This is a genomic window from Pseudomonas sp. NFACC13-1 (genome assembly GCF_900104425.1).
GTDB lineage: Bacteria > Pseudomonadota > Gammaproteobacteria > Pseudomonadales > Pseudomonadaceae > Aquipseudomonas > Aquipseudomonas fluorescens_AA.
The window spans coordinates 159,209-176,179 of the sequence record NZ_FMXV01000014.1; the positions used below are offsets into that span (position 1 = coordinate 159,209).

Below are 16,971 nucleotides of genomic sequence, written 5' to 3' on the forward strand. Positions count from 1 at the left end.
CAGTCGTCTTGCGACATAAGGCCAATCAATGCCGCCTAACGGACACCAGCAGCTGGAGCGACGTATCCCCGACCTGGCGCAATTGCCGAGGCCGCTGTACGCCCGTGTCGAAAGTTTGAGCGCCGGTTCCTGGACGCAAGCCCATCGTCATGACTGGGTGCAATTTTCCTACGCCATCAGCGGCGTTCTCGGCGTACACACCGCCGCCGGCAGTTTCTTCGCCCCGCCACAACGGGGCATCTGGATCCCCGCCGACCTGGAACATCAGGTGGTGACCTCCACCCGGGCGGAAATGCGCAGCCTGTATGTCCATCGTCACGCCTGCCCCTGGGCCGATGAGCGCTGTCGGGTGCTGGAAGTCACGCCACTGGCCCGTGAGTTGATCAAGGTGTTCTGCCAGCTGCCGGTCGATTATCCCCAAGGCGATACCCAGGAAGAACGGCTGGTGCAGGTGTTGCTGGACCAGTTGGCGACGTTGCCGGAAGTGGGATTTTCCCTGCCGCTGCCGCGACATGCCCGCTTGCTGGCGCTGTGTAACGAATTGATCGAACAACCTGAACAGAACGTCACCTTGCAAGCCTGGTCTGAACGTCTGGGCACATCGGAAAAAACCCTGATGCGTCTGTTCCAGCGTGAGACCGGCCTGAGCTTTCGTGCCTGGCGCCAGCGCATGCGCCTGTTGTCGTCCCTGGGCTCGTTGGAGAAAGGGGACAGCGTCACCAGCGCCGCGTTGTCGTGTGGGTACGATTCAACGTCCGCATTCATTGCCGCGTTCAAGGGGATGTTCGGGTATACGCCGGGGGAGTTGTTCAAGCATTGAGTTGTCGGTACACATGCCTGTCAGCTCTTGTCGCAAATACCTGGGTATCGAGTTGCCAACGCCAGCGCCGGTCTCGGCTATGATTCGACGCCGTCGATTGATCCGGCACATTGTGTGCATCACAGGTTCATAGGTCGGCAACCCCTCCCCGTGGAGGAAGGATTGCCGTATAACGACTGTCATTCGCGTGTTTGGTAATAAAGGACCCACAATAAAAGCTGATGAAGACTCCAAAACGCATTGAACCCCTGATCGAGGACGGTCTGGTCGACGAGGTGCTGCGCCCACTCATGAGTGGTAAAGAAGCAGCTGTTTATGTGGTGCGCTGCGGCAACGAGCTACGTTGCGCGAAGGTCTACAAGGAGGCGAACAAGCGAAGTTTTCGTCAGGCGGCCGAGTATCAGGAAGGCCGCAAGGTGCGCAACAGCCGTCAGGCCCGTGCCATGGCCAAGGGCTCGAAGTTCGGGCGCAAGGAAACCGAGGACGCCTGGCAGAATGCCGAAGTGGCGGCACTGTTCCGCCTGGCAAGCGCGGGTGTGCGCGTGCCCAAGCCGTACGACTTCCTCGAAGGCGTGCTGCTGATGGAGCTGGTGGCTGACGAGTACGGCGATGCGGCACCGCGCCTGAACGATGTGGTGCTGGAGCCGGACCAGGCCCGTGAATATCACGCCTTTCTGATTTCCCAGATCGTGTTGATGCTGTGTACCGGTCTGGTGCACGGTGACCTGTCGGAGTTCAACGTGTTGCTGACGCCGACGGGGCCGGTGATCATCGACCTGCCGCAAGCCGTGGATGCCGCGGGTAACAACCATGCCTTCAGCATGCTGGAGCGGGACGTGGGCAACATGGCGTCCTATTTCGGCCGGTTTGCCCCGGAGCTCAAGCGCACCAAGTACGCGAAGGAAATGTGGGCGCTGTACGAAGCTGGCACCCTGCACCCGGCCAGCGTGTTGACCGGCGAGTTCGACGAGCCGGAAGAACTGGCGGATGTCGGCGGGATCATGCGTGAAATCGAGGCCGCCCGCCTGGATGAAGAACGCCGTCAGGCCGTCCGCGCCGCCGACGATGCCCCACCCGGCAAGACCGAAGAACCACCCCCGCCGTGGATGCAATGATCGGTTGAACAGAAACCCGGCCAATGGCCGGGTTTTTTGTGGGCGCTGTAAAATCTCCTATCCACCGCAGACCTCCAGTGGGAGCGAGCTTGCTCGCGATAGCGGTAGGTCCGCTTGCATTGATGTTGAATGTGCCGCCGTCATCGCGAGCAAGCTCGCTCCCACCGTTTTGCTTCGGCTGTTCACAGTATTGCTGTCCACCGCCGGTCTGTGTGGGCATCAACTCTTGCAGCACCCCGACGCCAGTTCCTTGAGGATCGGGCAATCCGGACGGTCGTCGCCGTGGCAGTGCTCGACCAGGTCTTGCAAGGTGTCGCGCAGTTCGGCCAGTTCACGGATTTTCTGGTTCAGCTCATCGATGTGTTGCCGGGCCAGGGCCTTGACGTCGGCGCTGGCGCGTTGGCGGTCTTGCCAGAGAGCGAGCAATTTGCCGACCTCTTCCAGGGAAAACCCCAAGTCGCGGGAGCGCTTGATGAACGCCAGGGTGTGCAGGTCATCGGCGCCGTAGATCCGGTAGCCGCTGTCGGTGCGATGGGCGGCCTTGAGCAGGCCGATGGACTCGTAGTAGCGGATCATCTTCGCGCTCAGGCCGCTCTGGCGGGCCGCTTGGCCGATGTTCATCGCTTGTCCTCCAACTGCTTGGGTGTCCAGAATTTCAACAGTAACGCATTGCTCACCACGCTGACGCTCGACAGGGCCATGGCCGCGCCGGCCAGCACCGGGTTGAGCAAGCCGAACGCGGCCAGGGGGATGCCGATCAAGTTATAGACGAACGCCCAGAACAGGTTCTGGCGGATCTTGGCGTAGGTCTTGCGGCTGATGTCCAGCGCCGCCGGTACCAGTCGCGGATCGCCACGCATGAGGGTGATGCCCGCGGCATGCATCGCCACGTCGGTGCCACCGCCCATGGCAATGCCGATGTCGGCGGCGGCCAGGGCCGGGGCGTCGTTGATGCCGTCGCCGACCATCGCCACCACCGAGTGGCGCTTCAATTGTTGGACGATGGCGGATTTATCCGCTGGCAGTACCTCGGCATGGACATTGGAAATCTCCAGCGCCTGGGCCACCACCCGGGCGCTGCCTTGGTTGTCGCCGGTGAGCAGATGGCTGGCGATGTGCTGTTCATTCAAGGCCTGTACGGCGGCGAGAGCGCCGGGCTTGAGGGTGTCACCGAAGGCGAACAGGCCCAGCACCCGCGGCGTCGCGTCTTGTTCGAGCAGCCAGGACAACGTACGGCCCTCGGCTTCCCAGGCCTGTGCGGATTCGGCCAGCGCGCCGGGGTCCAGGCCCTGTTCGTCCAGCAGGCGGCGATTGCCCAGGGCCAGGCGTTGCCCGGCGAGGTTGCCGGCGATGCCGCGCCCGGCCAGGGACTGGCTGTCGCTGACATCCGGCACATCCAGGCCGCGCTCGGCGCAGGCGCCCAGCACGGCTTTGGCGAGCGGGTGTTCGCTGCCGCGTTGCAGCGCGCCGGCCATTTTCAGCAACGCATCTTCATCGCCGTCCAGGGCGGTCAAGTGGGCGATGCGCGGCGCGCCGGAGGTCAGGGTGCCGGTCTTGTCGAACACCACGGTCGTGACTTCATGGGCGCGTTCCAGGGCCTCGGCATCCTTGATCAGAATCCCGTGGCGCGCCGCCACGCCGGTGCCGGCCATGATCGCCGTGGGCGTCGCCAGGCCCAGGGCGCAGGGGCAGGCGATCACCAGCACGGCGACGGCGTTGATCAGCGCGGTTTCCAGTGGCGCACCGTACAGCCACCAGCCGATCAACGTCGCCAGGGCCAGCACCAGCACCACCGGTACGAAGACCTGGCTGACTTTATCCACCAGTTTCTGGATCGGCGCCTTGGCGGCCTGGGCGTCTTCCACCAGGCGGATGATGCGCGCCAGGACGGTTTCGGTGCCCAGGGCTTGCGTGCGGACCAGCAACCGGCCTTCGCCATTGATGGCGCCGCCGGTGACCTTGTCACCGGGCTGCTTGGGCACCGGCAGGCTTTCGCCGCTGATCAGCGCTTCGTCGGCGTGGCTCTGGCCTTCCAGCACTTCGCCGTCCACCGGGAAGCGTTCGCCGGGCTTGACCAGCACCAGGTCGTTCAAGCGCAGGGCGCTGATGGCAACGTCCCGCTCCTGGCCATCGATCACCTGGATCGCCCGTTCCGGGCGCAAGGCTTCGAGGGCGCGGATGGCGCTGGCGGTCTGGCGCTTGGCGCGGCTTTCCAGGTATTTACCGAGCAACACCAGGGCGATCACGACGGCCGAAGCCTCGAAATACAGGTGCGGCATGCTGCCGGGACGGGCCATCGCCCATTCATACAGGCTCAAGCCGTAGCCAGCGCTGGTGCCCAGGGCCACCAGCAGGTCCATGTTCCCGGCACCGGCCCGCACGGCCTTGAAGGCGGCGACGTAGAAACGCGCACCGAAGATGAACTGCACCGGCGTCGCCAGGGCGAACTGCACCCAGGCCGGGAGCATCCAATGCACGCCGAACGGCTGCAGCAACATGGGCAGCACCAACGGCACTGACAGCACAATCGCCAGCACCAGGGCCAGGCGTTCACGGTTCAGCCGGTTGTTCTGCGTGTCGGCGACCTGCTCGGCCTGCCAGACCGTGGCGTCATAGCCGGCCCGCTTGACCGCATCGATCAGGGTTTGCGCATCCACCTGGCCGAGCAGTTCGAGGTGGGCCCGCTCGTTGGCCAGGTTGACACTGACGCTGTTCACGCCGTCGACCTTGCCCAGGGCCCGTTCGACCCGGCCGACACAGGAGGCGCAGGTCATGCCTTCGATGTTCAGTTCCAGGGTGTGAACCGCAACGCTATAGCCTGCCTGTTCGACGGCCTGCTTCAAGGCCGGCAGGCTGCCTTCGGGGGCCTGGACACGCGCCAGTTCCGTCGCCAGGTTGACGCTGACGGCGCTGGTACCGGCGACTTTGCTCAAGGCCCGCTCGACCCGCCCGGCGCAGCTGGCGCAGGTCATGCCGGCAATGGGTAGATCGAATGTGGTGGATCCGGACATCGGTCACGCTCCCTGTAGTGAATGACTACAGGATCAACCTTGCCATGCTGGCAAGGTCAAGCGCCAATCCAAAAAGGGCTTCCGCTCCCTAATATGGGATCTGGCTCTGTGGGAGCAAGGCTTGCCCGCGATGAAAGCACTGCAGTCTCTTGAGTGATCGCGGCGCCTGGATCGCGAGCAAGCTTTGCTCCCTTAAAGCTTGCCCACCGGGGCAAGTGGCGTGTCAGTAACCGAGCCCTGCCTGCTTGAGGTACATACCTTGTTCGTTCATGGCGATGCGGAACTTCAAGATGTCCCCGGCCTTGAGGGTGATGTTCTGCGACCCTGGCGCGAGCATGCCCGGGTTGCAACCCGGCGCCTGTCCCGGCAGCAATTTCAGGCGCAAGGAAAACTGGCCCGGCGGCAGGTTGAACGAGGTGCTCTGTTCCTGGAACAGCCTGGCCGAGAGTTGATCCTGGATGTAGATGCCGATTTCGCAACTGGTCGCCACTTCCAGGCGCTCGCGGGAAATGATCAACACGCCATAGTCTTCACCGACGGCCGATGCCTGGGGCGCCACCGCTGAAAAACCGAGCATGCAAAACAGACTGAACGCTGACCAGCGCATGGCTGAACCTCCGGTGTGAAATCCTTGATGTGTGCAGCTTGGCTGACGGCGATGCCGATTGCCAGCCCGGCAGTTTTTGTCAGAACTTGACCTTGCCATGATGGCAAGCTTGAGACTGGCGGCAACCTCAATCCAAAGGAGTCATCCCATGCAAACATTCAATGTCCAGGGCATGTCCTGTGGTCACTGCGTCAAGGCCATCACCCAGGCTGTCCAGGCCAAGGATCCGGCGGCGGACGTGCAAGTCGACCTGGGTGCCAAGACCGTCCGGGTCCAGAGCTCGTTGGCGACCGATGCCGTGCTCGCGGCCATCAAGGAAGAAGGCTATGAAGTCAGCCCTGCCTGAAGTTTTTTAATCGTTAGCGACCTATCGGAATGTTCAAGAGCGCCCGGCACGGCTAGACTGTCGGGCTGTCGAACGACGCCTGAGCTGGACGCCCGATGAACCTTCGCACCATTCTGATTCTTGGCGCCTTGAGCGCTTTCGGTCCCTTGGCGATCGACTTCTACCTGCCCGCCTTTCCGGCGATGGCCACCGCCTTCGGTACTGACGAAAAACATATCCAGTTGACCCTGGCGGCCTACTTCCTCGGCTTGTCCATCGGGCAACTGGCCTATGGGCCGGTGGCGGATCGCTTCGGGCGGCGCATTCCGCTGCTGACGGGCGTCGGCTTGTTCACCCTGGCGTCCCTGGCCTGCGCCTATGCGCCGAACCTCGAATGGCTGATCGGTGCCCGCTTCGTCCAGGCCCTGGGCGGATGCGCCGGGATGGTGATTTCCCGGGCGGTAGTCAGCGACAAATGCGACGCGGTGGGTTCGGCCAAGGTGTTTTCGCAGTTGATGCTGGTGATGGGCCTGGCGCCGATTCTCGCGCCGATGCTCGGCGGGTTGTTGGTGAACCTGCATGGCTGGCAGTCAATTTTCATTGCCCTGACCGTGTTCAGCGCAGTGGCGTCGACGGCAGTGGCCTTGTGGCTGCCGGAAAGCCTGCCGGATCATGTCCCTCGGCAACCGTTGTCGGGGGCGTTGCGCCAATATGGTCGGTTATTGACCGATGCCGTCTACCTCGGCCACGCGCTGACGGGGGGCATCGCTATCGCCGGGATGTTTGCCTACATCGCCGGTTCGCCTTTCGTCTTCATCAAGCTCTACGGTGTACCGGCCGAACATTTCGGTTGGCTGTTCGGCACCAATGCGGCGGGCTTCATCCTGGTCGCCCAGGTCAATGCCCGGCTGCTGTCCAAGCGCGGCCCGGCGTTCCTGCTGAGCCGCGCGGTATGGGTCTACCTGGGCGCGGGGCTGAGCCTGCTGGCCGTCAGTTCATTGCAACCTGCGCAGTTGTGGCCGCTGCTGGTTCCACTGTTTATCTGCATCGCCAGCCTGGGTTGCATCCTGCCCAATGCCTCGGCCTGCGCCATGAACGGGCAGGGCGCCCGGGCCGGCAGTGCTTCGGCGATGTTGGGATGCCTGCAGTTTTCCGTCGCCGCCGGGGCAGCCGCGTTGGTGGCGGCGCTGCATAACGGCACCGCCGTGCCAATGGCGCTGGTCATCAGCCTTTGCGGGCTGTTGGTGGTGAGCGCGGCGATGCTGACTCGTCGCCTGCAAAATGCCCGGGCATTGGCCCAGGCCAGTCGCGAGGGCTGACTCAGCCGGCCGCGCGCTGCTGCTGTTCGGGGAAGTGATGGGGCGCGAGGATCCGCGCTTGCAAGGTGGTGGCGAAAGCCTGGGCTTCGGCCTCGGTACGGAAGGTGACGACGTGCCGGTCAAGACGCACTTGCCATTGGTTTTTTGCCACTTCTTTTATCAGGATCTTCATTGCTGACCTCCTCACGAAAAGATTACGTTGCAAAGGCCTCGAGTGTAGACCCGAATACGATCGGAGTTGTGACAACGGTCAATTCTCGGACTGACGGTTAGTCGCCGGATAATGGCGAGGGAGTTTGTTCCCGCTGGTTCTGTAGGAGCTGGCGAAGCCTGCGATCTTTTGATCTTTCGCTTGAGACACAAGTGTCAGGGGAAAGATCGCAGCCTCGCTCCGCTCGACAGCTCCTACAGAGCTCAGCGGGGTTGATGTCCGGTCAGAAACCTTCAAGCACGATCTTGCCCTTGGACTGGCCGCTTTCCAGCAAGGCGTGGGCCCGGCGCAGGTTCTCGGCGTTGATGGTGCCGAAATGCTCGCCCACCGTGGTCTTCAGCGTACCGGCGTCGATCAGCGCGGCCACGCGGTTGAGCAGTTTGTGTTGTTCAAGCATGTCAGCCGTTTCGAACAGCGAGCGGGTGTACATGAATTCCCAATGCAACGACAGGCTCTTGCGCTTGAGCTTGGTCACGTCCAGCGCCTTGGGATCGTCGATCAGCGCCAGTTTGCCCTGGGGGGCGAGGGCTTCGACCAGTTGGTCCAGGTGCTGGTCGGTCTGGGTCAGGCTGGCGACGTGAGTCACCTGGGGCTGGCCTGCTTCCTTCAATGCCTCGCTCAAGGGACGGCTGTGGTCGATCACCAGGTCGGCACCCAGGTTGCGCACCCATTCCTGGGTTTGCGCACGGGATGCGGTGCCAATCACCTTCAGCCCGGTGAGTTGGCTGGCCAGTTGCGTCAGGATCGACCCCACGCCGCCGGCGGCGCCGACGATCAACAGGCTCTGGCCCTGGTTGTCCTGGCCTTCCTTGATATTCAGGCGCTCGAACAACAATTCCCAGGCGGTGATGGCTGTCAGTGGTAGCGCCGCCGCGTCGGCGAAACCGAGGGTCTTGGGCATGTGGCCGACAATGCGTTCATCCACTACGTGCAATTCGCTGTTGCCACCGGCCCGGGCGATGGAACCGGCGTAGAACACCTTGTCCCCGGCCTTGAACAGCGTGACCTCGCTGCCCACCGCCTTGACCACGCCGGCCACGTCCCAGCCCAGCACCTTGGCGACGCCATCTTCGGGCTGGACGTTCTGGCGGACCTTGGTGTCCACCGGGTTGACCGAAATGGCCTTGACCTCCACCAGCAGGTCCCGGGGGCCGGCGACCGGTTCCGGCAGCTCGATGTCCTGGAGCGATTGTGGGTCGGTGATGGGTAGCGAGTGGTAGTAGGCAATGGCTTTCATGAAGCGGCTCCGTGAGGTGAGTTTCGATGAAGGTCATGTTTAGCTATTTATAGTCGAGATAAAACCAGCTAAAACAACAGGCTCTTTCAATACTTTTTTGATAATGGGCGCGTGATGCTTCGCTTCGATGACTTGCAATTGTTTGTCCGGGCAGCGGACCTGGGCAGTCTTTCGGCCGCGGCCAGGGTCATGGACCTGTCGGCGGCGGTGGCCAGTGCCGCGTTGAAACGGATCGAGCAGCACCTTGGAGCCCGGCTGCTGGCCCGCTCTACCCGCAGCTTGCGCCTGACGGCCGAAGGCGAGGGTTTTCTCGAATATGCCCGGGCCGCATTGAGCAGCCTTGACGAAGGCCGGCGGTTGTTGACCAGCGGCCAGGACCAGGTCAGCGGGGTGTTGCAGTTGTCCGCGCCGTCGGACCTGGGACGCAACCTGCTGCTGCCCTGGTTGGATGCGTTCCAGCGCGAGCACTCCGGGTTGACGGTGCGACTGCTGCTGGGCGATCGCATGGCCGACCTGTTCAAGCAGCCGGTGGACATCGCCCTGCGTTATGGCGAGCCGGAAGATTCGAGCCTGGTGGCCTTGCCTGTCGCCCCGGACAACCGTCGGGTGCTGTGTGCGTCGCCGGATTATCTGGCTCGCCGGGGCGAACCTCATCAACTGGAACAACTGGCCCAACACAACTGCCTGCTGTACATGCTGGGCAGCCGGGTCCATGACCGCTGGGCTTTTCATGACGGCAAGCGGGAGGTGAGCCTCACCGTCAGTGGCGACCGTTTCAGTGACGACGCCGACGTGGTGCGCCGCTGGGCGGTGGCGGGGGCCGGGATCGCTTATAAATCGTGGCTGGATGTGTCCACTGACGTGCTGGCCGGGCGTTTGAAAATCCTCTTGCCGCACCTGCGATGCGAACGCGCGCCCCTCAATCTGCTGTGTGCCCACCGGGCGCAATTGAGCAAACCGATCAAACTTCTGCGGGACATGCTCCAGGCTCGCTGCGGTGAGTTGACGGCTCGATTTCCACTCCCGACGGGGGCAGGCCATTAGTCGCGCGCAAATAGAGACTTTTCCCTCATGAACAATCGCCTCCAAAGGTTTCCGGAGGACAGGAAAGCTCGATCGTCGCGCTTATACTAACGACCGCCTGCGCCAGAGCAGTAGACGAATGATTCAACAGGGAGTGAATACATGGAACATGCACCTTGCATCAGCCAGATCGCCACGCTGCTGGCTGACCCCAAGCGCAGCGCAATGATGTGGGCCTTGATGGACGGCACGGCCCGCCAGGCCGAAGAGTTGGCGTTGCTCGCCGGTTTGTCGCCGTCCTCGGCCAACGCGCACCTGGGACGCTTGTCCGCCGGCGGCCTGTTGAAAGTCGAAGCCCGGGGACGCAAGCGGTTTTTCCGCCTGGCCGCGCCTGAAATCGGCGCGGCCGTCGAAGCGCTGGCCAGCGCGACCCTGGTCAGTACGCCCCGGCAGATTCCGGATGTCTTCAAGCGCCGGGTCATGCCGACCAAGGCCCCGTCGGCCCCCGCTTCGTTGATGCGGGCCAGGCTGTGCGACGATCACTTGGGGGGAACCCTGGCGGCCGATCTCTACCAGCGCCTGCTCGACGCGGGGTGGATCGAGCAATTCGAGCAACGGGTGATCGTCACGCACAAGGGCGCCAGTCAACTGGCCGAGCGTGGCCTGTTCATCCAGGCCCTGGCCCATCGCAACGCCCGTGTCGCCTGCCCTTGCCCGGACTGGAGCGAGCGTCGTCCGCATCTGGGAGGCGCGCTGGGGGCGGCGTTGCTGCAACTGTTCATGCAGTCGGGTTGGCTGACCTTGCCCAACGATTCGCGGGCCTTGCAGGTGACGACGCTGGGCCAGCAGGAAATCCACCGGTTCGCCCGGCAGGATGCCGTAGAGATGGCGTTCTAGGGAACTCGCCTGGCGCGTCGCTGAGGGCTGTCGACAGGTCGTATTCAGCAATAGCCGCCAGCAAGGTTCGCGCACACTCGATCCGGGGAATTTTTTCGGATTGGGGGGCAGCAACATGGACACTCACGGTTACAGCGCGGCGGAACGCCTGGAGCGGTTACCCATCAGCGGGTATCACCGGGTGATTTTCATCATCATCGCCCTGGCGTTTTTCTTCGACTCCATGGACCTGGCGATGATGACGTTCCTGCTGGGCTCGATCAAAGCCGAGTTCGGCCTGAGCACCGCCCAGGCCGGTCTGCTCGCCAGCTCCAGCTTCTTCGGCATGGTGCTGGGTGCATCGCTGTCAGGCATGCTGGCCGACCGTTTCGGGCGCAAGCCGGTGTTCCAGTGGAGCATCGTGCTGTGGGGCATCGCCAGTTACCTGTGCTCCACCGCCCAGGACGTCGAGACCTTGACGCTGTTTCGTATTCTGCTGGGGATCGGCATGGGCATGGAGTTTCCGATTGCCCAGTCGATGCTCTCGGAGTTGATCCCGGCCAAGCGTCGAGGGCGCTACATCGCCTTGATGGACGGCTTCTGGCCGCTGGGTTTCGTGGCGGCGGGGGTGCTGTCGTATTTTCTGCTGCCAGTGATCGGCTGGCGCGACATTTTCCTGGTGCTGGCGGTACCAGCGGTGTTTGTCCTGGCGATTCGCTTCTTCATTCCCGAGTCGCCGCGCTGGCTGGAGCAGGCCGGACGGGGCGATGAAGCGGATGCCGTGCTCAAGCGAATCGAAGACAAGGTCCGGGCCTCGCTGGGACGGCGCGACCTGCCGGAACCGATTCGCCTGCCGAGGGGCGAGAGCACACCGGGCAATTTCTTTTCGGCCCTGGCGAAGATCTGGTCGCCGCTGTATCGCCAGCGCACGATGATGATCTGGAGCGTCTGGTTCTTTGCCTTGCTCGGTTTTTATGGCCTGACGTCCTGGCTCAGCGCGTTGTTGCAGCAGTCGGGGTTCGCGGTGACCCAGTCGGTGTATTACACCGTGCTGATTTCCCTGGGCGGGATTCCCGGCTTCCTGATGGCGGCCTGGCTGGTGGAGCGTTGGGGGCGCAAGCCGGTGTGCATCATCACCTTGCTGGGCGGCGGGGTGATGGCGTTTCTGTATGGTCAGAGCGCGGTGTTTGGTGGCAACGTCGGCCTGTTGATCGGCACCGGGTTGCTGATGCAGTTTTTCCTGTTCGGCATGTGGGCGGTACTCTACACCTACACGCCGGAGCTGTACCCCACCTCGGCGCGGGCCACGGGTTCGGGCTTCGCTTCGGCGGTGGGTCGTATCGGTTCGCTGCTCGGCCCCCTGGTGACCGGCTTGGTGTTTCCCATCACCGGCCAGGGCGGTGTATTCGCCCTGGGGGCGTTGTGCTTCGCCGTGGCGGCGGGGGTGGTCTGGGTGTTCGGGATGGAAACCCGGGGCAAGACGCTGGAAGAGTTGAGTGAGGGTACGGTGGCCGATTAAACGCCACCCCCCTGTGGGAGCGAGCTTGCTCGCGATAGCGGTCTGGCATGCAACATCGATGTCGACTGATATATCGCCATCGCGAGCAAGCTCGCTCCCACAATTGGATCCGTGTCCAACCGTGGATCTGTAGGCGATCAAAAAACCTGTGGGAGCGAGCTCGCTCCCACAGGGTTGATTGTCTGGACTAAGGTTTTACCAGCCGCGCATCCAGGCTGTTCTGCGCCAGGCGCTTGGCCTGGTCCTGGGTCATGCCCAGGTGGGTGTGCAGGGCATGGAAGTTTTCGGTGACGTAGCCGCCGAAGTAGGCCGGGTCATCGGAGTTCACCGTCACCTTCACACCGCGTTCGAGCATGTCGAGGATGTTGTGCTGGGACATGTCGTCGAACACGCACAGCTTGGTGTTGGACAGTGGGCACACGGTCAATGGAATCTGCTCGTCGATGATCCGCTGCATCAGTCGCTCATCTTCGATGGCCCGCACACCATGGTCGATGCGCTGGATCTTCAGCAGGTCCAGGGCTTCCCAGATGTACTCGGGCGGGCCCTCTTCGCCGGCGTGGGCGACGGTCAGGAAGCCTTCGTTGCGCGCGCGGTCGAAGACCCGCTGGAACTTGCTCGGTGGATGGCCCATTTCCGAACTGTCCAGGCCCACGGCCACGAAGGCCTCGCGGAACGGCAGCGCCTGGTCGAGGGTTTTCTCGGCTTGTTCTTCACTCAAGTGGCGCAGGAAACTCAGGATCAGGCCGCTGGTGATGCCCAGTTGCTGCTCACCGTCCTTGAGGGCGGCGGCGATGCCGTTGAGCACCACTTCGAACGGGATGCCACGGTCTGTGTGGGTTTGCGGGTCGAAGAACGGTTCGGTGTGGATCACGTTCTGCGCCTTGCAGCGCAACAGGTAGGCCCAGGTCAGGTCGTAGAAATCCTGGGAGGTGCGCAGCACATCGGCACCCTGGTAATACAGGTCGAGGAACTCCTGGAGGTTATTGAAGGCATAGGCCTTGCGCAGGGTGTCGACGTCGTTCCATGGCAGAGCGATCTTGTTGCGTTCGGCCAGGGCGAACAGCAGCTCGGGTTCCAGGGAGCCTTCCAGGTGCAGGTGCAGTTCAGCCTTGGGCAGGGCGTTCAGCCAGTCGTACATGGTCTTTTCTCATCAGCGAAGCGATGGCGGGCATTCTACAGGGGGCTGGCCGCCCTGTCGGGTAAAACCTGACCGGCTGATCCACTACACGGCGTGGGGCTCCCGTCGGTAAGCATAGGTGTCGGCGAAGCGCGAGAGCAGGAATTCGGCGCAAGTGGTGGTCGGGTACTTTGGCGGGTGGGCGTCGTCCTGGCAACCGGGCAGGCATTGGATCAGCGTGTCGGGGTGCGGCTCGGCAAAGAAGGGCATCGAATAACGGTCCACTCCCAGCGGGCTGATCACCCGATGCGGCGTGGACAGGTAACGGTCGTTGCTCCAGCGCGCCATCATGTCGCCGAGGTTGACCACGAAGGTTCCGTCGATAGGCGGCGCGTCGATCCACTGGCCGTTGACGTTGCGCACTTGCAGGCCGCCGGCGGCGTCCTGGTAGAGCAGGGTGATGCAACCGTAATCGGTATGAGCGCCAGCCCCTTGCTGTTCGGCGCAGCTGGCGGCATCGCGGGGTGGGTAATGGATCAGGCGCAGCACGCTCACCGGCTCGTTGAAGCGCGTATCGAAAAAGTCCCGGTCGATGCCCAGGGCCAGGGTCATGGCCCGCAGCAGGGTTTGCGCAAGCGCCTGCATGTCACGGTAATGCTGCTCCATCAGGGTTTCCCAACCGCTCAGGTCGGGGTGCCGGTTGGGGCCGCGCAGGGGTTTTTCCGCCATCACCTCGGGGTGATCGGCCGGCAAATGCAGGCCCATGTCGAAGGTTTCCTTCAGGTCGCTGGGCTTGGTCGGGTCCAGTTGTTCCGTGGCGACGGCGCCGTAGCCGCGATGGTGACGGGTCTGGGTGATGTCGATCTTGAGCTTTTCTTCGACGGGCAGGGCGAAGAAGCGTTGCGCATTGTCCAGCACCTCGGCGATGCGCGCCGGGCTGATGGGGTGGCCCTTGATGTAGAAAAAGCCCCACTGGCGGCAGGCGCGGTCGATTTGCCCGGTGACGGCTTGCCAGGCGTCGGGCTCATCGCCGTAGAGCGGGCTGATGTCGATGATGGGCAGGCTGTTCATGCGGCTTTCCTGACTTGAAATAGGAGCCCCATTGTGGGAGCGAGCTTGCTCGCGATCGCGGTCCGGCATTCGACATCGATGTCGACTGATACACCGCCATCGCGAGCAAGCTCGCTCCCACAATAGGTATTGGGTTGGGTTTGTGGACTATTTGGGAATCTCGGCCTTCATGCCTTCGACGTAGTAATTCATCGATGCCAGTTCCGCGTTGCTGGCGCTCGCGCCCGCGGGGATTTTCTCGACGCCGGCCTGGTCCTTGATCGGGCCGGTGAACGGGTGGAAGGCGCCGCTCTCGATGTCGGCGATGATCTGCTCGGCTTCGCCCTTGACCGCTGCCGGCACCAGGTCGCTGATCGGCAGTTTCACCGTGCCTTCCTTCAGGCCGCCCCAGTAGTCCTGGGATTTCCAGTCATGGTCGAGCACGCTCTGGGTCGCCTGGATGTAATGCGGGCCCCAGTCGTTGACGATGGAGGTCAGCACCGCCTTGGGCCCGAAGTGGGCCATGTCCGAAGCGTAGCCCACCGCATAGACGCCGCGTCGCTCAGCGGCCTGGATCGGCGCCGGGCTGTCGGTGTGCTGGAACACCACGTCCACGCCCTGGTCGATCAGCGCGTTGGCGGCGTCGGCTTCCTTGCCCGGGTCGAACCAGGAGTTGACCCACACCACCTTGATCTCGGTACCGGGGTTGTATTTGTTCAGGGCCAGTTGGATGGCGTTGATGTCGCGGATGACTTCCGGGATCGGGAAGGAGGCGACGTAGCCGATCTTCTTGGTCTTGGTCATCTTGGCCGCAAGGAAACCGCCGACGTAGCGGCCTTCGTAGGTACGAGCCAGGTACGTGCCCAGGTTCTTGTCCTGCTTGTAGCCGGTGGCGTGTTCGAAGATCACCTTGGGGAACTGCTTGGCGACTTTCAGCGTCGGGTTCATGTAGCCGAAGGAGGTGGTGAAGATCAGGTCGTATTTGTCCTTGGCCATGTTGCGGATCACCCGCTCGGCGTCGGCCCCCTCCGGCACGTTTTCCACGTAGTTGGTGGTGATCCTGTCGCCGAATTTCGCCGCCAGTTCCTTGCGCCCTTGTTCATGCTGATAGGTCCAGCCGTGGTCGCCGATCGGGCCGATGTAGACGAAGCCGACCTTCAGCGGGTCGGCGGCACTGGCATTCAGGCCGGCGCCCAGGCCGACGGCTGCGACGACGGCGCAAAGCAACTTCTTCAAGGGGCGTTTGTGCATGAACTCGAACTCCATTTTGTTGTGAGGTTGGCTGTGCAGCACCAATGCAAAATGCTGACCAACAGGACAACAAAATCTGCGATCTTTTCGGGGCAGCCGTCGCGAGCAAGCTCGCTCCCACAAAGGCATGCATGACCTGTGGGAGCGAGCTTGCTCGCGATGAGGCCCTCCAGATCGATAAAGGTGCACCTGCCAGCCACTCGCCACTCCCTGGTGCGTCACACTCGAACGAAACGTTCGCCGCCCCCTACAGTCTGTAGCTCATGACCCGCCCACGCTGACAGGCCCGCGATGCTCACTTTGCTCAAGCAAGAAAAACTGCTGTTGCTGGCGCTGATCGCCGCGTTCATCGCCTACCCACTGGAACATTGGCTATTGGGCAACGGGCAGCTGGTCGCGTTGGTCGGCGGCCTGGTGCTGATCGGTTTCATCGTCGCCGCCTCCATGCGCGTGGCCCATCACGCCGAGCTGCTGGCGGAAAAAGTCGGTGACCCCTACGGCACGATGATCCTGACCCTGTCGGCGGTGCTGGTGGAGGTGGTGATCCTGGCGATCATGATGAGCAACGAAGCGTCGTCGACACTGGTGCGAGACACGATCTACTCGGCGGTGATGCTGGACATCAACGGCATCCTCGGGCTGGCGGCGCTGATGGGCGGGATCAAGCATGGCGAGCAGGCCTACAACGACGATTCGGCGCGCACCTACAGCGTAATGATCCTCACCGCCATGGGGGTGTCGATGGTGGTGCCGGAGTTCATTCCCCAGCAGAACTGGAAAATGTATTCGGCCTTCACCATCGGCGCGATGATCGTGCTGTACACCCTGTTCCTGCGCATGCAGGTCGGGCCCCACAGTTACTTCTTCAGCTACAGCTACCCGGAAAAACGCCGCAAGAAAGAACCGGTGGAAAACGAGCCGGAACCCATCAGCCTGACGTTTTCCATCGGTGCCCTGGTGTTTGGCGTGGTGGTGATCGGCGCCCTGGCCGAAGTCATGTCCAAGGCCCTCGACCTGGGTCTGGAAGGCTCGGGCGCGCCGCCGGTGGTCACGGCGATCCTGGTGGCCGCGATCTCCGCCGCACCGGAAATCCTCACCGCCCTGCGCGCCGCCCTGGCGAACCGCATGCAGTCGGTGGTGAACATCGCGTTGGGCGCGTCGCTGTCCACCGTGATCCTCACCGTACCGGTGATGGAGGCCATGGCCCTCTACACCGGCCAGCCCTTCCAGATGGCGATGACTCCGGTGCAGACGGTGATGATCTTCATCACCCTGATCGTCAGCGCGATCAACCTCAATGATGGTGAAACCAATGCCATCGAAGGCATGACCCACTTTGTGTTGTTCGCGACTTTCATCATGTTGTCCTTGCTGGGCCTCTAGGCCCGATACAGCACCCATTGTGGGAGCGAGCTTGCTCGCGATGGCGGCCAGCCATTCAACATCAGTGTTGACTGATCTGGCGCTATCGCGAGCAAGCTCGCTCC

At 62.8% G+C, this 16,971-nt stretch carries 16 protein-coding genes; 8 read left to right on the forward strand and 8 right to left on the reverse strand.

What is annotated here, in order from left to right; genetic code table 11:
• Positions 1-28: 28 nt before the first annotated feature.
• Together BLQ55_RS18380 and BLQ55_RS18385 are read left to right on the forward strand one after the other, a co-directional pair.
• Entirely contained in the window at positions 29-820 is a 792-nt protein-coding gene (locus tag BLQ55_RS18380; RefSeq protein WP_092205106.1) for an AraC family transcriptional regulator, read from the forward strand.
• Positions 821-1,041: 221 nt separating this feature from the next.
• Positions 1,042-1,935 carry a PA4780 family RIO1-like protein kinase gene (locus tag BLQ55_RS18385; protein ID WP_072410317.1) on the forward strand — a complete coding sequence of 298 codons (894 nt, stop codon included), beginning with the start codon at positions 1,042-1,044 and terminating at the stop codon, positions 1,933-1,935.
• A 219-nt stretch (positions 1,936-2,154) separates the two neighbouring features.
• Here the strand turns inward: BLQ55_RS18385 and cueR are convergent, their stop codons facing one another.
• From cueR to BLQ55_RS18400, 3 genes are all read right to left on the reverse strand, one after another.
• Positions 2,155-2,556, reverse strand: coding sequence for a Cu(I)-responsive transcriptional regulator (gene cueR / locus BLQ55_RS18390; protein WP_092255718.1), 402 nt, complete (start codon positions 2,554-2,556; stop codon positions 2,155-2,157).
• Entirely contained in the window at positions 2,553-4,946 is a 2,394-nt protein-coding gene (locus BLQ55_RS18395) for a heavy metal translocating P-type ATPase (RefSeq protein ID WP_092255721.1), read from the reverse strand. The genes cueR and BLQ55_RS18395 overlap by 4 nt, the downstream gene beginning before the upstream one ends.
• Before the next feature lie 223 nt (positions 4,947-5,169).
• The gene (locus BLQ55_RS18400; protein WP_092171257.1) at positions 5,170-5,553 is read right to left on the reverse strand and encodes a hypothetical protein; all 384 of its coding nucleotides are present in this window, start codon (positions 5,551-5,553) and stop codon (positions 5,170-5,172) included.
• 148 nt (positions 5,554-5,701) lie between these two features.
• Here BLQ55_RS18400 and BLQ55_RS18405 point away from each other — a divergent pair, with 148 nt between their 5' ends.
• Together BLQ55_RS18405 and BLQ55_RS18410 are read left to right on the forward strand one after the other, a co-directional pair.
• Positions 5,702-5,899, forward strand: coding sequence for a heavy-metal-associated domain-containing protein (locus BLQ55_RS18405; protein WP_092171253.1), 198 nt, complete (start codon positions 5,702-5,704; stop codon positions 5,897-5,899).
• A gap of 95 nt (positions 5,900-5,994) precedes the next feature.
• Positions 5,995-7,197, forward strand: a complete 1,203-nt coding sequence (locus BLQ55_RS18410) for a multidrug effflux MFS transporter (RefSeq protein WP_092205109.1) — start codon at positions 5,995-5,997, stop codon at positions 7,195-7,197.
• A 1-nt stretch (position 7,198) separates the two neighbouring features.
• Here the strand turns inward: BLQ55_RS18410 and BLQ55_RS32200 are convergent, their stop codons facing one another.
• Positions 7,199-7,369: a hypothetical protein gene (locus BLQ55_RS32200; RefSeq protein WP_170842341.1), complete on the reverse strand. Its 171-nt coding sequence runs from the start codon at positions 7,367-7,369 to the stop codon at positions 7,199-7,201.
• A 262-nt stretch (positions 7,370-7,631) separates the two neighbouring features.
• Positions 7,632-8,645 carry a zinc-binding alcohol dehydrogenase family protein gene (locus BLQ55_RS18415; protein WP_092205110.1) on the reverse strand — a complete coding sequence of 338 codons (1,014 nt, stop codon included), beginning with the start codon at positions 8,643-8,645 and terminating at the stop codon, positions 7,632-7,634.
• 114 nt (positions 8,646-8,759) lie between these two features.
• Here BLQ55_RS18415 and BLQ55_RS18420 point away from each other — a divergent pair, with 114 nt between their 5' ends.
• From BLQ55_RS18420 to BLQ55_RS18430, 3 genes are all read left to right on the forward strand, one after another.
• Complete coding sequence (locus tag BLQ55_RS18420) at positions 8,760-9,689, forward strand: LysR family transcriptional regulator (protein WP_092205111.1); 930 nt, start codon at positions 8,760-8,762, stop codon at positions 9,687-9,689.
• A 141-nt stretch (positions 9,690-9,830) separates the two neighbouring features.
• Positions 9,831-10,565 (forward strand): ArsR/SmtB family transcription factor, encoded by a 735-nt coding sequence (locus tag BLQ55_RS18425; RefSeq protein WP_092205112.1) that lies wholly within the window; start codon positions 9,831-9,833, stop codon positions 10,563-10,565.
• A 115-nt stretch (positions 10,566-10,680) separates the two neighbouring features.
• A complete protein-coding gene (locus BLQ55_RS18430; RefSeq protein ID WP_092255746.1) occupies positions 10,681-12,063 on the forward strand; it encodes an MFS transporter in 1,383 nt (460 codons plus the stop codon).
• A gap of 187 nt (positions 12,064-12,250) precedes the next feature.
• Here the strand turns inward: BLQ55_RS18430 and BLQ55_RS18435 are convergent, their stop codons facing one another.
• From BLQ55_RS18435 to BLQ55_RS18445, 3 genes are all read right to left on the reverse strand, one after another.
• Positions 12,251-13,204: an adenosine deaminase gene (locus tag BLQ55_RS18435; protein ID WP_060739317.1), complete on the reverse strand. Its 954-nt coding sequence runs from the start codon at positions 13,202-13,204 to the stop codon at positions 12,251-12,253.
• Positions 13,205-13,288: 84 nt separating this feature from the next.
• Positions 13,289-14,254, reverse strand: a complete 966-nt coding sequence (locus BLQ55_RS18440) for a 2-oxoglutarate and iron-dependent oxygenase domain-containing protein (protein ID WP_092255724.1) — start codon at positions 14,252-14,254, stop codon at positions 13,289-13,291.
• A 147-nt stretch (positions 14,255-14,401) separates the two neighbouring features.
• Positions 14,402-15,484: a BMP family ABC transporter substrate-binding protein gene (locus BLQ55_RS18445; RefSeq protein ID WP_092205114.1), complete on the reverse strand. Its 1,083-nt coding sequence runs from the start codon at positions 15,482-15,484 to the stop codon at positions 14,402-14,404.
• A 291-nt stretch (positions 15,485-15,775) separates the two neighbouring features.
• Here BLQ55_RS18445 and BLQ55_RS18450 point away from each other — a divergent pair, with 291 nt between their 5' ends.
• Positions 15,776-16,867, forward strand: coding sequence for a calcium:cation antiporter (locus tag BLQ55_RS18450; protein WP_092205115.1), 1,092 nt, complete (start codon positions 15,776-15,778; stop codon positions 16,865-16,867).
• Positions 16,868-16,971 lie beyond the last annotated feature (104 nt).

Coding starts and splice junctions, on each gene's coding strand:
- BLQ55_RS18380 (WP_092205106.1), top strand. CDS start 29: ATGCCGCCTAACGGACACCAGCAGCTGGAGCGACGTATCCCCGACCTG.
- BLQ55_RS18385 (WP_072410317.1), top strand. CDS start 1,042: ATGAAGACTCCAAAACGCATTGAACCCCTGATCGAGGACGGTCTGGTC.
- cueR (WP_092255718.1), bottom strand. CDS start 2,556: ATGAACATCGGCCAAGCGGCCCGCCAGAGCGGCCTGAGCGCGAAGATG.
- BLQ55_RS18395 (WP_092255721.1), bottom strand. CDS start 4,946: ATGTCCGGATCCACCACATTCGATCTACCCATTGCCGGCATGACCTGC.
- BLQ55_RS18400 (WP_092171257.1), bottom strand. CDS start 5,553: ATGCGCTGGTCAGCGTTCAGTCTGTTTTGCATGCTCGGTTTTTCAGCG.
- BLQ55_RS18405 (WP_092171253.1), top strand. CDS start 5,702: ATGCAAACATTCAATGTCCAGGGCATGTCCTGTGGTCACTGCGTCAAG.
- BLQ55_RS18410 (WP_092205109.1), top strand. CDS start 5,995: ATGAACCTTCGCACCATTCTGATTCTTGGCGCCTTGAGCGCTTTCGGT.
- BLQ55_RS32200 (WP_170842341.1), bottom strand. CDS start 7,369: ATGAAGATCCTGATAAAAGAAGTGGCAAAAAACCAATGGCAAGTGCGT.
- BLQ55_RS18415 (WP_092205110.1), bottom strand. CDS start 8,645: ATGAAAGCCATTGCCTACTACCACTCGCTACCCATCACCGACCCACAA.
- BLQ55_RS18420 (WP_092205111.1), top strand. CDS start 8,760: ATGCTTCGCTTCGATGACTTGCAATTGTTTGTCCGGGCAGCGGACCTG.
- BLQ55_RS18425 (WP_092205112.1), top strand. CDS start 9,831: ATGGAACATGCACCTTGCATCAGCCAGATCGCCACGCTGCTGGCTGAC.
- BLQ55_RS18430 (WP_092255746.1), top strand. CDS start 10,681: ATGGACACTCACGGTTACAGCGCGGCGGAACGCCTGGAGCGGTTACCC.
- BLQ55_RS18435 (WP_060739317.1), bottom strand. CDS start 13,204: ATGTACGACTGGCTGAACGCCCTGCCCAAGGCTGAACTGCACCTGCAC.
- BLQ55_RS18440 (WP_092255724.1), bottom strand. CDS start 14,254: ATGAACAGCCTGCCCATCATCGACATCAGCCCGCTCTACGGCGATGAG.
- BLQ55_RS18445 (WP_092205114.1), bottom strand. CDS start 15,484: ATGCACAAACGCCCCTTGAAGAAGTTGCTTTGCGCCGTCGTCGCAGCC.
- BLQ55_RS18450 (WP_092205115.1), top strand. CDS start 15,776: ATGCTCACTTTGCTCAAGCAAGAAAAACTGCTGTTGCTGGCGCTGATC.